Here is a 13,747-nt window from a genome sequence, read left to right as displayed (position 1 = left end):
ATTTCTGTCAGCCGCCTGGGCCGGCAACCGGATTTTTGTTCAGTTTTCCGGCAGCGACAGCGACCTGGCCTAGGGAAATACCGCCGTCATTAGTCGGGACACTACAATGGCTATGAACCTGGAACTTTGCTTTTTCCAGCCGCTCCACAACCAGCCGCAATAAACGGCGATTCATAAAACATCCCCCGGACAAAACAACGGTGTTGAGACCCTTTCCGGACCTTAAACTTTGACACATATCAAAGATTATGTCAACCATCGTGTTATGAAACCCAACTGCCACCCGACCGACTGAGACACCCCTGGACAGGTCGTCTAAAATACCGGCAATCATCCGCTTCAGGCGGATAATGCTGACGCCGCTCTTCTGGTCTATATCATAAGAATAACTATGGTTACTTTGGATACCCTCTGCGGCCATTTCAAGTTCAATCGCTGCCTGGGCATCATACTGGATCTCCCGACAAATGCCGGTTATACCGGCCACCGCATCAAACAGCCGTCCGGCGCTGGAAGTTTCCGGCGCGTTCAAACCGGTATCGACTTGTTTTTTAATGAACTCTATCTCCGATCCTTTGTCAACCGATTGACATCCGACCCATTTTGTCAACCCGTCATCTCCCAGGAGCCGGTAGATATAACCGGCGGCGGTGCGATACGGTTTCCGAACTGCGGCATCACCCCCTGGAAGGGGCAGATATTCCAGGTGCCCCAGTCTTTCAAAACCAGCCAGGTCAGCTGCCAGAAATTCCCCGCCCCATATCTTGCCGTCAGTGCCATAGCCGGTACCGTCCATGGCAACCCCGATAACCGGCTCCGTTAAACTATTTTCCACCATCGCGGAGGCGATATGAGCGTGATGATGCTGGACTTTAACCAGCGGAATTGCCCACTCTGCCGCCCGTCTTTCCGCCCATTCGGTGGTGGCATAATCAGGATGTAAATCACAAGCCAGCAATTCCGGATTGACGCGAAATAACCGGCGGTAAAGCGCAATAGTTTTTTCAAAATGTTCAACTGTATCAGCATTGTCCATATCACCTATATGCTGCGACACAAAGGCATTGTCATCCCTGGACAAACAAAAGGTGGATTTTTCCTGAGCACCGACTCCCAGTATTTGCGGTGTTTTGATGGGCAGTCTCACCGGATAAGGAGCATAACCCCGGGCTCGCCGGATGAACCTGGGTTTTCCAGCCTCATACATAACCACGCTATCATCATAGCGGGAAAATATATCCCGGTTATGCAGCAGGAAATAATCTGCAATACCGCCCAGCCGTGTCATTGCCTCGGCATTATCACTGATTATGGGCTCTTCAGACAGATTCCCGGAGGTCATGACCAGAGGCCGCTGGACTTCACTCATCAACAGCCAATGCAGCGGTGTATAGGGCAGCATGACCCCGAGATGCTTTAAACCGGGGGCAACAGAAGGCGCTATCTCAGTTCCGCGTTTTGTCCTCAGCAAAACTATTGGTGCCGCCGCAGATTGAAGAATACTGATTTCTTCTTTGTTTATATGGCATATTTTTTTTACAGCGCTCGTATCCGGCAGCATCACAGCCAGCGGTTTGGCTGGCCGGCGCTTACGCCGCCGCAGATCCTCAACCGCCGCCTGGCTGCCGGCGTCACAAGCCAGCAGAAAGCCGCCCAGACCGCGTATTGCCAGTATCTTGCCATTCTTGATTAAACAGGCGGCCTGAGTGATGGCATCATCCGTCCCGATTTCCGAACCACCGGCATCAACCAGGCGGAGACTCGGTCCGCAAACCGGACAGGCATTCGGCTGGGCATGGAAGCGGCGGTCAAGGGGGTTTTCAAATTCCCTCCGGCAAAGGGAACACATTTTGAACGAATCCATGGTGGTCAATTCCCGGTCATAGGGAATATCCTTGATAATAGTGAAACGGGGGCCGCAATTTGTACAGTTGGTGAAAGGATATCGGAAGCGTCGGTCCTCGGGATCAAAAATCTCAGCTCGGCAATCTTTACAGGTGGCCAGGTCAGGGGAAATCAATTGATATTTGCCAGCTTCGATGATACTCGGCCTGATCTCAAAACCATAGCCACCCGCCAAAGGGATATTATTTGACATAATGTTTTTAATACGAGACTGCGGCGGGGCCTCATTGGTTACAGCTTCCAGAAAAGCTGTAACATTCTCCGGCTTTCCCTCAACTTCGAGCCTGACTTCACCGGAAGTATTGGTCACCCATCCGGACAATCCAAAACGGTGAGCCAGTTGGTAAATAAAAGGCCGAAAACCAACACCCTGGACAACACCCTGGACAGATACCAGCTTTCGCTCCAGACTTGATTCAGATACCATAATATTATTGTTTGCGAGATGCTAACTGGCCTTTCAACCAGTCCGTCCACACATCAAACCCTTCTCCAGTAAGCGCGGAAAGCGGTATCACCGCTACCTCGGGGTTTAAACCGGCAACAGCTTTTTCGAATTTCTGAAGATTAAAATCGAAATAAGGCAAAATATCAATCTTGCTGACCACAATAACATCAGCAGTGGCAAACATACCAGGGTATTTATAAGGCTTGTCATCCCCCTCGGGTACGCTCAATACAACCACACGACGATGTTCTCCAAGCTTGAATTCCGAAGGACACACCAAATTACCGACATTTTCAATAAAAACAACATCCAAATCTTTCAGCGGAAGGTTGTCAAGTGCTGCTGATATCTGATTGGCATCCAGATGGCAGCCGCCTCCAGTGTTTATCTGCACCACCGGTGCGCCCTTTTCGGCCACTTTTTCCGCGTCAACCGATGAGGCCAGGTCCCCCTCGATAACACCGGTCTTGATGTCTTGTCCAAGGCTGTCTATAGTGCGTAAAATAAACGTTGTTTTGCCTGATCCCGGTGAAGCCATCACGTTCAAACCTAGAATCCCGTAATTTTCCAGCCGTTCAATGTTAGCCTCAGCAGTTGCGGTATTAGCCTCCATTATGTCTTTAAGTACTTTTATCTGCATCATCCACCTCAATTGAATCAATATAGAATTCTTTCCCGGATATTACCTCCGCCTGCCATTGATCACATTTTGGGCAAACCCATTCATCCGGCGCGGTATAAAATTCCTCGGAACAGGCTCGGCAACGCATTTTTGCCGCCACGCGCCGAAAGTTCAGACCCGCTCCCTCGGCAGCGGTATCCTTAGTAAGAAAATCAAAATAAAACTGTATGCTGTCATCAACCAGACCGGCCAGTTCACCAATTACCAAATTCACGCTGGTCACTTTTTTGGCTCCGGCTTTGTCAGCTTCTTTGAGCACTATATCTAAAATGCTCTGGGTAACAGCCATCTCATGCATAAAGAAGTCCTGTAAATAAAGTACAATGTAAATTATACGCTTAAAGCTCACCAGCGGCAATTGAAGAACGGCGGCAGGCATAAATACCCCATGGGAAAAGCTTCTTAGTGAAAACTATCCTTAACAGCATTAAAGAGGCCGGTGGGTTTATATCCACCGGCCTCTTTCTACCAGCAATTTACCAGGCTGGGATTCTAGTATTCCGGCATGGCCGGGGCGGCCGGGGCTTCCTTGGGGATATCAGCCACCAATGAGTTGGTTATGATTATCATGTTGGCCACCGAGGTCGCATTTTCCAATGCGGACCGGACTACCATGGTAGGATCGATAATACCCATCTCCACCATGTTGCCGAACTCATCAATCTCGGCGTTGTAACCAACACCTACCGGTGAGTTGCGTACTTTGTCAATAATAACCGAGCCATCGCGGCCGGCGTTATTGGCAATCCAGCGTACCGGAGTCGGCAGGGCTCGTTTAACAATGAGCACACCGGTGGCTTCATCACCTTCCAGCTTGAGCTTGTCCAAGGCTGGCAAGGCATTGATCAGGCCAACTCCGCCACCGGGAAGGATACCTTCTTCCAGGGCAGCGCGGGTAGCTGCCAGAGCGTCCTCAACCCGGGCTTTGCGTTCCTTCATCTCGGTTTCGGTGGCAGCACCGACACCGATTACCGCTACGCCTCCGGCTAAAGCCGCCTGGCGCTCCTGCAGTTTCTCGCGGTCGAAAGCGCTTTCAACCTCATCAATTTGGGCTTTAATCTGCTTGATGCGGTCCTTGATGGCTTCCGGGGTTCCGGCGCCATCAATGATAACTGTCTTGTCTTTAGTGGTAGTTACCCGATGGGCACGGCCCATATCTTCTTCGGTAACGGAATCCAGCTTGCGGCCGGCTTCCTTGGAGATAACGCGGCCGCCGGTCAGGACGGCAATATCTTCCAGCATCTGCTTCTGGCGATCGCCGAAGCCGGGGGCTTTTACAGCCAAGACATTCATGGTGCCGCGCAGCTTGTTGACCACCAGGGTAGCCAGTGCTTCGCCTTCCACATTCTCGGCAACGATAAGCAGGGTCTTGGTCCACTGCATCATTTTCTCAAGAGCGGGCAGAAGCTCGTTCATGTTCTCAATCTTGCGGTCGGTGATGAGAATCATCGGCTCTTCCAGCACTGCTTCCATTCGGCCGGAATCGGTAACAAAATAGGGGGATATGTAACCACGGTCAAACTGCAGACCTTCAACATAGTCGGTTTCGTATTTCAGGCCCTTGGTTTCCTCAATGGTGATTACGCCGTCTTTACCGACCTTTTCCATCACGTCAGCGATAAGTTCACCGATTTCCGGGTCTTTAGCAGTGATGGTAGCCACCTGGACGATCTGGTCCCGGCCGCGGATCGGGGTGGACATTTTCTTCAGTTCCTGTGAGATGGCATCCGAGGCCTTCTCAATACCGCGCTTGAGAGCCAGAGGCTCCGCACCAGCGGTGATGTTCTTGAAAGCCTCGTTGATGATGGCGCTGGCCAGCATGATTGAAGTGGTGGTGCCGTCACCGGCAGCGTCATTGGTCTTGGTAGCCGCTTCTTTGACAATCTGGCAGCCCATGTTTTCAAAAGCATCGGGCAGGTCAATGTCACGGGCGATGGTAACACCATCGTCAATCACGGTTGGTGCGCCCCAGGCCTTCGCCAGTGCCACCGGATGACCCTTAGGACCGAGAGTCACCTTAACGGTATCCGCCAGGGTGTCAATACCGGCTTTGAGGGAATTTCTTACTTGTTCGCCAAAAATAATTTGTTTTGCCACTTTGCCTCCTTAATTAATTTGTTTTTTTGGGATTATACGCGCTTGGCTAAAACCTGGTTCTCCGGCATGATAACCATATCTTCGCCTTCAACCTTGATTTCGGTGCCGCCGAACTTGGGGTAGATAACGAAATCGCCGACTTTGACATCCAGGTCTTCCCGGACGTTGTCCTTGCCAATGCGGCCAGGGCCAACAGCGACTACTTCACCCTCAGAGGCTTTCTCTTGAGCAGTATCAGGAATGACGATACCGCCGCGAGTTTCCTCTTTTTTCCCCGGCTTGATGACCACGAAGTTTTGCAGGGGTTGTACGTTAATTGCCATGAATACCTCCTTTTATATTTTCAGTTATCAATATTTTAGCAGTCTCGGCAGGAGACTGCTAACAACACTAATAATAACCTAGATTCATACAGGACGCAAATCAGTCCCTACCGATAGATCTTTATTGAGAGTAATATCAGATGGATATTTTTAATATTTTTGCCTCTTTCAACCAATTATCTGGCAATTGCTCTCTATTTTGCTTATTTTAGCAAACCAAACCGTCGTGTGCCAATTTTACCTCTGACTTCAAGCCAGGGGGAACCTGGTAAATGAAGCGTCCGCCGCTTTTGATGCTCAAATTTGTTATAATCAATTCATGCTTATCCTGGGTATTGAAAGCTCCTGTGACGAGACCGCCGCCGCAATTGTCCGCGACGGCACCAGTATTATTTCCAATGAAGTCGCCTCCCAAGTAGACATCCACGCCCGCTACGGGGGAGTAGTACCGGAAGTGGCTTCCCGTCAGCACTTATTAGCTGCTTCTCCGGTGCTGGCCAAATGTCTTGATGGCGCTGGAATAGGATTGACGGACCTCGATGCCGTGGCCGTGACCACCGGCCCGGGACTGGCCGGCTCGCTTCTGGTAGGGGTCAACTTCGCCAAGGCACTGGCCATGGGCGGCAGCAAGCCGCTCATCGGCGTCAATCACCTGGAAGGCCACATCTACGCCAACTGGCTGACCGGGGAACCGCCTCAGTTCCCGGTGATGGCGCTCATTGTCTCCGGCGGCCATACCGACCTGGTATATATGAAGGGCCACGGCGATTTCGACATCATCGGCCGCACCCGGGACGACGCCGCCGGCGAAGCCTTCGACAAGGCAGCCCGCCTGCTGAACCTGGGCTACCCCGGCGGCCCGGCGGTGGATAAAGCCGCCCGCCGGGGCAATCCTATACTGAAACTGCCCCGCGCCGTCATCCGCAACAGCCATGACTTCAGTTTTTCCGGCCTGAAGACCGCCCTTTACCGGCTTGTTGAGACAGGACAGGTCGGTTCACCGGACGATGCCGCCGCCAGTTTCCAGGAAGCGGTGGTTGACGTTCTGGTCAGCCGAACCATAGCTGCCGCCAGGGAATACAGCGTCAATCAGATACTGCTTTCCGGCGGCGTAGCCGCCAACTCCCGCCTGCGGGAGCGCATGGCCGCCGATTCGCCCATCCCGGTACTTATCCCGCCGTTGAAACTGTGTACCGACAACGCCGCCGTCATCGCTTCCTGCGGTTACTTCCACCTTCAGCGGGGCGAACGCTCGGATCTTGACCTGGATATTTATCCCTCAATGCCTTTTAGTCCCACAAACCGGCAGTAAAATCACGTTCGCCCGGGACTATTCCAGCGGTAATTTGGTCAGCCTGGCTGACTGACCAGCGGTCGGGTGATAATCATTTCGGTCCCGGGCCTTGCCCCACACCTGGACCGGGCATATAATTCTCCATGAGAGGAATACAAGATGGAATCAATGCTACTGGGGCTTTTACTGATAGCTGCGCTGGTGGGTTCAATTGTATGGGTCATTTTCCTCTACACTAATGACGCTTTACAAAGAGGTCTTAGTGAGGGGCAGGTATTCTTGGTCCGGGCTTTAAGTTTCATAACTTTTCCTCTCGGCTTATTCGCCTGGATGTTGCTCCGGCCGTCGCTGAGGAATCGATGAAACAACCGTTGACCTTCAGCCGCCCTTCTGTCATCAAAGCGCTGGTATCGGTCGGTCTGGCGGCTGTCTTCCTGCCCTGGCTCGATGCCTTAATTTCCACCCGAATACTGGGCTTCCGCTGAGCATTTTTCTGCGGCCCGCAGTTGGCGTGGCTCCTTATGATAACAGGATTGATACTCCTGGCAACGGCCTGGCGGCTGTCCCGTCATGATAGGAAGTCAGAGTAACAATGAAGTTTCGCGATAATCTTGTGCGGCTGTTAACCGGTGCCGTGGTGTGCGGATTGGGGCTTTTGGCCTATCCTGAACCGGCTCATGCCAATGTCATCTTCCCGCCTCAGATGCTGGCGGCGCTGACCTTGTGGATATACCCGCTCAGCGCGCTGATAGAAGCCCTATTGATAACCTTCATCCTCAGGCGATATTTCTCAGAACACCGATGGCTTCAGCTTGCTCTATTAGTGATTTTTCTGCTCAACCTGGTCACCCCGGCTATAACCAACCTGCTTGGAATGGGCCTGATGGGATTAACTAATTCGCCCAACGCCTTTTTTCTAGCCGAGATTTTTCCGCTGGTAAGTGAATACTATCTGCTGACCTGGCTTTTCCGCCGCTGGCTGAGGCAGGGAATCATGCTGAAACCGGTTAAGCCCGCCACTATCCGGCTGTTGGTTCTGGCAGTAAACGCGGTCACCTTCGGTCTCGGATTACTGCTGATGCTCCGGTTTGCCTGACAATGATAAGATTCCCATGCGAGACTCGGCGGGGCATTTTGCCGGCGTCCCGAAAACCGGTAAAATTGGCAGCAAGAGGAGTCATTAATGTACCGTAAAACCACTCTGCCCAACGGGCTGCGTATTCTGACCCAGGAAATGCCCCATACCCACTCAGTATCAATCTGCATTTTTATCGGCACCGGATCTAGGTATGAGCCGGACCACCTCGGCGGAGCGTCCCATTTCATTGAACATATGCTTTTCCGGGGTACCGAAAAACGGCGCACGGCGCATGATATTTCCGAGTCTATTGAAGGCGTCGGAGGAATCATGAACGGCGGCACCGACCGGGAGACCACCGTTTTCTGGTCCAAAACCGCCAGCAGCCACTTCCTGTCCACCCTGGACACATTGACCGACATGCTGCTGTACTCCCGTTTCGATCCGGAAGACCTGGAGAAGGAACGACAGGTCATCATTGAAGAGATTCACATGACTGAAGACCAGCCGGACCAGAAAGTATGCCAGTTGGTTGATACCTTGATATGGCCCGACCATCCGCTGGGGCGGGACATCGCCGGTACCTCATCAACGATCAGCGCGTTAACCCGGAACAACCTTCTTGACTTCAAAGCAGACCATTACCGCCCGGACAATACCGTTATCTCCATTGCCGGCGGCTTGTCACACCAGGAAATGATTCAAGCGGTCGAGCAACAATTGAGTGTATGGGATTCCAGCCGACCTAACTGCTCCTACCAGCCATTCACCGGCTCCAATGCCCGGTGCATCGCGCTTGAACAACGGAAGATAGAACAGGCTCATTTTAACCTGGCAATGCCTTCATTGTCAGTGATTGACCCGCGGCGTTATATCCAAAGTCTTTTAAACGTCATCCTGGGTGAAGGCATGAGTTCCCGGCTGTTCACCGAAATCCGGGACCGGCTCGGCCTGGCATACGCCATACACAGTTATGCCGATTTTTTACTGGATACCGGCGCGATGACCGTAGCCGCCAGCGTTGCCCCAGCTAAACTGGAACAAGCATTGATAGCGGTAATCGACGAGTTGGAAAAGGCGAAGAGCACCATAACCCAGCGTGAGTTGGACAAAGCCAGGGAATTGTCCAAGGGTCGAATGGCGCTGCGCCTGGAGGACTCACGCCACGTGGCCAGCTGGCTGGGCGGGCAGGAAGTGCTTTCGGGTGAGATACTCACTCCGGAAGAGGTTTTTGAACTGCTGGAAAAGGTGACTTTGACAGAAGTGTCTGAACTGGCGGAGGAATTATTTCAGCCGAAAAACTTCAGGCTGGCCGTTGTCGGACCGGCAGCCGACGAAGAACCATTATTGGATTTGCTGCAGACATCCGCGGCCGGATCATAACGAAAATCACAAGCGGCAAACAATCAGAAAAGCCTTTCTAAATCCCTGTCTACGGTATTTAAACCAGCGCCCAGTCCCGATATCCCTGCTGCAGCAGTTTCAAGTATTCCGCAGCCGGTTTGCCTTCGTCAGCCTGATGGACTGGGACATAGGTAAAACAGCTCAATGATTCTCCTGTTTCCGTATGAACAATGATATTGATTTTAGTGTTTTGCGTCGGATAATTTTCTACTTTATCCAGCTTGTTCAGTGCCGAATCGGGCACTTCATAGACACCACCCTTGACATGGGCGCCGCGCAAGGGACGCAGTGAAGTCGTAGCGCAGCGATAAATCCTTGACCAACCGGAAAAAACCAGTTGATAATGCGCCAAAGTAGCGGAAACTTTTGGCTTGCATTGCGGACAATGCCGGGCCATATACTGGCGGTTAAGGGATGTTCCGTAGGCAAAAAACAATGACATACCGTGATTATAACACACCTGAACTCCCGGCATCCTGTCAAGGCTTGTCAATGGCACAGCTTTCATAGCCCCCGCATTGGTTTGACATTTAGCTTTGAGGTCTTTATATTGGCCCTAAATCCACAATGGAGATGCTGCCGAATGCGGGCGAACGATGAGCCCATTGTAATCGAGAGCCTTGGACGGCTGAACGAATATGGCGCTGACGACCTGTTCATCTGCTGTGCTTCATTTGAAGACAGGAGCATTGCCGCCGCGGAACGCCTGTCCGGCAACTTCCGCGTTCGTTTCTCCATTATTTTTGTCATTGAAGAGCCGATTTACCAGCAGCAGATAGACAGCAATTTGCTCAAGATCCAAAACCTGCTGGCCCGTAAAACTTCCGAGGGTGTATTTGTCATCCGCTGTCAAAGGGATGATCCTACCGAAGGTATATCCCAGTTGAAAGGCGTCTGGAAACGATGCCGACCCAAGGATGAGGATGAACCGCATATCACCCTGGACATCAGCGGTTTTTCCAAAATATACATGCTGGGCCTGCTGCATTACCTTGTTGCCGAATTAAACCTGGGTCTGCCCCGCATCCTGCATACCACTCAGACTTACGCCCCCAGTCGCCTGACTCAAGGGGTTCACCAGATTACCACCGTTCCCAACTTTTTCGGTTCCATGTCCATGGAAAAGGAAACCATACTGGTATTGTTCCTCGGCTTTGAGTCAGAACGTTCGCTGTCAGTATGGAAACAGTTCAATCCGACCCGCACTATCTGCCTTATTACCGCCCCGCGGGACGGCAACGATGAATACCTGCGTTATGCCGAAAAGAACAACAGCTTCCTGTTGTCCCAACCTAATGTGGAAGTGCGCCAGGCAGCCGCCGACTCGCCGTATCATATCAGGAATACTCTTGAATCCATATATGACGAATTCAAAGCCACCGCTAATATGATTATCGGTCCTTTCGGCACCAAGCCGCAGACTGTCGGAATTTTTGTGTTCTGGCTGGAGCATCCCCGGATTCAGGTGGTGTATTCTTTCCCCAGTCAGTACACCAAGAGCTATCTGAACCGGAAATCCGGTAAAACCATCATGCTGCCGCTGGCCAACATAACCCGCGGCGCCGTATAGTCAGGCAGAAAGTGCCGCGAGTCCCTGGGGCTATGCATTACCAATTTAATATCGGCTACCGGGAAATTGTTGGGACCAAGCCGATGATGGATAAACTGTTAACGAAAATAAACGATAGTACCAATTAGCGGGTATAAAGGGCTTTTTCACAAAATTTTATCCGCAAAGCTCTTGACAAGCGCATCAGCTTGGGCTATCGTATATTCAAATTTACGAAGGAGGTTTCCTGATGCAGGGTTATTGCATGAAATGCCGCACCAAGAGAGAAATGAAAGATGCCAAGGCCATCACCATGAAGAACGGCCGGCCCGCCACCCAGGGCGCCTGCCCGGTTTGCGGCACCAAGATGTTCAAAATTGGCAAGGCCTAATTAATTAAGCTTTAATTAGAAAAACTTTCGGACCGGACGACTATTCGTCCGGTCCTGGTTTTTGCCTTGACACCGGGGTGCCCCAAACCTATAATCCATCCGGTATGATGACTGAACATTCAATGAATTCGACACCTGCCCGGAAAACAACCTGGAGGGATGAGAAGGCTGAGGAGCGCCGCAATCAGCTTATAGATACCGCGCTTGAAGTATTCGCCCGCAAGGGTTTTGACAAGACCAGCGTCAGGGAACTGGCAGCGGCAGCGGGTGTAGCCCAGGGCTTGATGTATCACTACTTCAAAAGCAAGGACAAGCTGCTTGAAGCGGTAGTGGAGCGTCACAGTTTTATGCCGCAGCTGGAAAGCCTGCTTTCAGAACTGCATAACGAACCCGCAGCCAAAGTACTCAGGGTAGCCGGTAAGCAATTCTTTGATTTGCTGGGACAAAAAGAAAGCCTGATGAATATCTTTTTTCATGAAACGCAGAGCCACCCAGTCGTGCCTCGAATCTGGCGCCGCATCATGAATGACGGAGTAACCCTCTTTCAGGGTTACCTCACCCGGAGGATTGAAGCCGGAGAACTTAAACCCCATAACACCGATGTCACCGCCAGAACACTGGCCTTTACCATAGTACTTCTGCGCGGTACCAGTGTGGCTTTCCATCACCGTACCAGACCGGAGACATTCATCAATGAACTGGTAGAAAATCTTTTAGGCGGACTGGCCGTACCCGAAGCCTGAACGACCGGGTTCTTTGGGCACAAAACGACACCTTCCGGCAAGCTGCGGCCATTGACAATTCCAAACCGGTTACGCTATGCTATCTATCTGCGCCTACATAGTAGGAGTGTAGCTCAGTTGGTAGAGCAGTGGTCTCCAAAACCACCGGTCGAGGGTTCGAGTCCTTCCACTCCTGCCAGCGGCCGAGATGGTGGAATGGTAGACACGCTAGCTTGAGGGGCTAGTGAGTGATGAGCTCGTGGGAGTTCAAATCTCCCTCTCGGCACCAATTTGTGTTAAAATAGCAGGTATATTGCGGAAGTAGTTCAGCGGTAGAACGCCTCCTTGCCAAGGAGGAGGTCGCGAGTTCGAACCTCGTCTTCCGCTCCATTCAAAACACCCGCGGACACGCCCCGAAAGTCCGAGGCCATAAATCTGGCGACGTAGCCAAGCGGCAAGGCGGGGGTCTGCAAAACCCCTATTCACCGGTTCGAATCCGGTCGTCGCCTCCACCCTTTATTTTAGTCTGCTTCAGTTTTTACCCGGCCTCAAATGATAACCCCAGGTAGCCAGAATCACCGTCAAAGTAAAGTAACTGACCAGCAGCACGTCTGAATTGCTATTTAGGTTGAGCGGTTCGGCCAGTCCAAAAATGAGCACGACTCCCATGACGGCACCGGCCAGCGCCAGCCATACTGAGCCCGGGTATTTGAATATCCTCGCATAAATCCAGATTCCCAGCACCACACCCAGTGGATAACCGAAAACCATCCCCATGATAGCCCCTATTAGTTCTTCAAAACCACCAGCGTCATTACCTGACAATGCCCAGGCACCTACTAGAATTCCGGGAACCGCCAGTAGGAAACCGATAAAAGCACCGGCCAGCATCATGCCGGCAAATGACTTAAAACTGCGTTTTTCTATTTGTTTGACCATTGACATCTCCTTTCATCCATTATAGCATTGAATACGCTATTTCTATTTACGGAGGAAGAGATGAAAAATACCAAGATGTGGACGCTGATCACCGCGGCCCTGGCAGTAATCGCCGTAGGCGGCGGTATTATGGCAATGGGTGAGGAAGGCACGGCTGTCCATATTCACGCGGCTGTAGGCGTACTGGCATTGGTAGCTGCACTCATCACGGCTTATTCAGCTAAATAGCCTGATAGAACCAATCCTCTTTACGGCAGGCGGGGAAAAACCTCCTGCCGTAATTATATTTATGGCTACTCTGATTGTGTAGAAGAAGCGAACCCAGAGGCTGTCCACAGGGAACAGCATTGTTGTAACCCCCTGGAAACCCTTCTCTCAAAACCCGGGCAGAACCCCTTGACAACCCCTGGTCACAATATATAGACTATAGACACTATGCCCCATAAAAGCATGACAATCAACCAGGCAGCCGAAAAATTGAAGGTTTCCACCCGCACTATCCGTCGCTACATTAAAGCCGGTAAATTGAGGGCAGAACTGATAAACGGCCCTTTCGGTGAAGAATACCGCATCACCGAATTGCCTGACGACCTTAAAAAAACCGAAAGCCATGACAGCCATAGTCAAAAAGCCCTGGACAGTCATGACCCCTTAGCCGGGGCTTCCGGCGATATGCTGGCGGTTTTCCGCGAACTCCAGGAAAAGAACCTATCATTGGCCGCACAGCTAGGCGCCGCTACCGAGCGTGTCCGTCACCTGGAAGGGCAGCTTAAACAGCTGACCGACGGCAAGCCGCCCAACACCCCATGGTGGCGGAAATGGTACGCCGGCCTTAAAACCAGATTCAGCAAAACAAAAGAAAACACGGAAAAATCAACCGGAGAATAAACCAAAACAGGCGCACTTTTACTGCGC

At 51.7% G+C, this 13,747-nt stretch carries 16 protein-coding genes and 4 tRNA genes; 13 read left to right on the top strand and 7 right to left on the bottom strand.

What is annotated here, in order from left to right; genetic code table 11:
* Window positions 1-7: 7 nt before the first annotated feature.
* From hypF to ACZ48S_RS00550, 5 genes are all read right to left on the bottom strand, one after another.
* The gene (gene hypF, locus ACZ48S_RS00570) at window positions 8-2,332 is read right to left on the bottom strand and encodes a carbamoyltransferase HypF (protein ID WP_464213027.1); all 2,325 of its coding nucleotides are present in this window, start codon (window positions 2,330-2,332) and stop codon (window positions 8-10) included.
* 4 nt (window positions 2,333-2,336) lie between these two features.
* Window positions 2,337-2,993, bottom strand: a complete 657-nt coding sequence (gene hypB / locus ACZ48S_RS00565; RefSeq protein WP_464214606.1) for a hydrogenase nickel incorporation protein HypB — start codon at window positions 2,991-2,993, stop codon at window positions 2,337-2,339.
* Window positions 2,974-3,414: a hydrogenase maturation nickel metallochaperone HypA gene (gene hypA, locus ACZ48S_RS00560; RefSeq protein ID WP_464213025.1), complete on the bottom strand. Its 441-nt coding sequence runs from the start codon at window positions 3,412-3,414 to the stop codon at window positions 2,974-2,976. The genes hypB and hypA overlap by 20 nt, the downstream gene beginning before the upstream one ends.
* 113 nt (window positions 3,415-3,527) lie before the next feature.
* A complete protein-coding gene (groL, locus tag ACZ48S_RS00555) occupies window positions 3,528-5,132 on the bottom strand; it encodes a chaperonin GroEL (protein WP_464213023.1) in 1,605 nt (534 codons plus the stop codon).
* A gap of 32 nt (window positions 5,133-5,164) precedes the next feature.
* Window positions 5,165-5,455, bottom strand: a complete 291-nt coding sequence (locus ACZ48S_RS00550) for a co-chaperone GroES (protein ID WP_464213021.1) — start codon at window positions 5,453-5,455, stop codon at window positions 5,165-5,167.
* A 319-nt stretch (window positions 5,456-5,774) separates the two neighbouring features.
* Here ACZ48S_RS00550 and tsaD point away from each other — a divergent pair, with 319 nt between their 5' ends.
* The 4 genes from tsaD (at window position 5,775) to ACZ48S_RS00530 (ending at window position 9,210) form a co-directional block, all read left to right on the top strand.
* A complete protein-coding gene (gene tsaD, locus ACZ48S_RS00545) occupies window positions 5,775-6,767 on the top strand; it encodes a tRNA (adenosine(37)-N6)-threonylcarbamoyltransferase complex transferase subunit TsaD (protein ID WP_464213019.1) in 993 nt (330 codons plus the stop codon).
* A 341-nt stretch (window positions 6,768-7,108) separates the two neighbouring features.
* On the top strand, window positions 7,109-7,234 hold the full coding sequence (locus ACZ48S_RS00540; RefSeq protein ID WP_464213017.1) for a hypothetical protein: 126 nt from the start codon (window positions 7,109-7,111) through the stop codon (window positions 7,232-7,234).
* Window positions 7,235-7,341: 107 nt separating this feature from the next.
* Window positions 7,342-7,845, top strand: a complete 504-nt coding sequence (locus tag ACZ48S_RS00535) for a hypothetical protein (protein ID WP_464213015.1) — start codon at window positions 7,342-7,344, stop codon at window positions 7,843-7,845.
* Window positions 7,846-7,932: 87 nt separating this feature from the next.
* A complete protein-coding gene (locus ACZ48S_RS00530) occupies window positions 7,933-9,210 on the top strand; it encodes a M16 family metallopeptidase (protein ID WP_464213013.1) in 1,278 nt (425 codons plus the stop codon).
* A gap of 58 nt (window positions 9,211-9,268) precedes the next feature.
* Here the strand turns inward: ACZ48S_RS00530 and ACZ48S_RS00525 are convergent, their stop codons facing one another.
* Window positions 9,269-9,739: a gamma-glutamylcyclotransferase family protein gene (locus ACZ48S_RS00525; protein ID WP_464213011.1), complete on the bottom strand. Its 471-nt coding sequence runs from the start codon at window positions 9,737-9,739 to the stop codon at window positions 9,269-9,271.
* 75 nt (window positions 9,740-9,814) lie between these two features.
* On the opposite strand from ACZ48S_RS00525, the gene ACZ48S_RS00520 reads away from it, so the two are divergent.
* The 7 genes from ACZ48S_RS00520 to ACZ48S_RS00490 all read left to right on the top strand — a co-directional run bounded on the left by ACZ48S_RS00520 (window position 9,815) and on the right by ACZ48S_RS00490 (window position 12,405).
* Window positions 9,815-10,801, top strand: coding sequence for a hypothetical protein (locus ACZ48S_RS00520; RefSeq protein ID WP_464213009.1), 987 nt, complete (start codon window positions 9,815-9,817; stop codon window positions 10,799-10,801).
* Between the two features lie 229 nt (window positions 10,802-11,030).
* Window positions 11,031-11,171, top strand: a complete 141-nt coding sequence (locus ACZ48S_RS00515; protein ID WP_464213007.1) for a DUF5679 domain-containing protein — start codon at window positions 11,031-11,033, stop codon at window positions 11,169-11,171.
* Between the two features lie 122 nt (window positions 11,172-11,293).
* A complete protein-coding gene (locus tag ACZ48S_RS00510; protein ID WP_464213005.1) occupies window positions 11,294-11,914 on the top strand; it encodes a TetR/AcrR family transcriptional regulator in 621 nt (206 codons plus the stop codon).
* 102 nt (window positions 11,915-12,016) lie between these two features.
* Window positions 12,017-12,092: transfer RNA gene (locus ACZ48S_RS00505), tRNA-Trp, on the top strand.
* Between the two features lie 3 nt (window positions 12,093-12,095).
* Window positions 12,096-12,182, top strand: a tRNA-Leu gene (locus ACZ48S_RS00500).
* A gap of 26 nt (window positions 12,183-12,208) precedes the next feature.
* A tRNA-Gly gene (locus ACZ48S_RS00495) sits at window positions 12,209-12,283 on the top strand.
* Window positions 12,284-12,330: 47 nt separating this feature from the next.
* Window positions 12,331-12,405 (top strand) — tRNA-Cys (locus tag ACZ48S_RS00490).
* Between the two features lie 19 nt (window positions 12,406-12,424).
* Here the strand turns inward: ACZ48S_RS00490 and ACZ48S_RS00485 are convergent.
* Window positions 12,425-12,832 (bottom strand): hypothetical protein, encoded by a 408-nt coding sequence (locus ACZ48S_RS00485; protein ID WP_464213003.1) that lies wholly within the window; start codon window positions 12,830-12,832, stop codon window positions 12,425-12,427.
* Window positions 12,833-12,892: 60 nt separating this feature from the next.
* On the opposite strand from ACZ48S_RS00485, the gene ACZ48S_RS00480 reads away from it, so the two are divergent.
* Complete coding sequence (locus ACZ48S_RS00480) at window positions 12,893-13,060, top strand: hypothetical protein (protein WP_464213001.1); 168 nt, start codon at window positions 12,893-12,895, stop codon at window positions 13,058-13,060.
* Window positions 13,061-13,267: 207 nt separating this feature from the next.
* Window positions 13,268-13,720: a helix-turn-helix domain-containing protein gene (locus ACZ48S_RS00475; protein WP_464212999.1), complete on the top strand. Its 453-nt coding sequence runs from the start codon at window positions 13,268-13,270 to the stop codon at window positions 13,718-13,720.
* Window positions 13,721-13,747 lie beyond the last annotated feature (27 nt).

The organism is Dehalogenimonas sp. NIT-SK1 (genome assembly GCF_055384165.1).
Note: the sequence above shows the minus strand (reverse complement) of the source record. Positions and strands in the feature narration are given on the sequence as shown.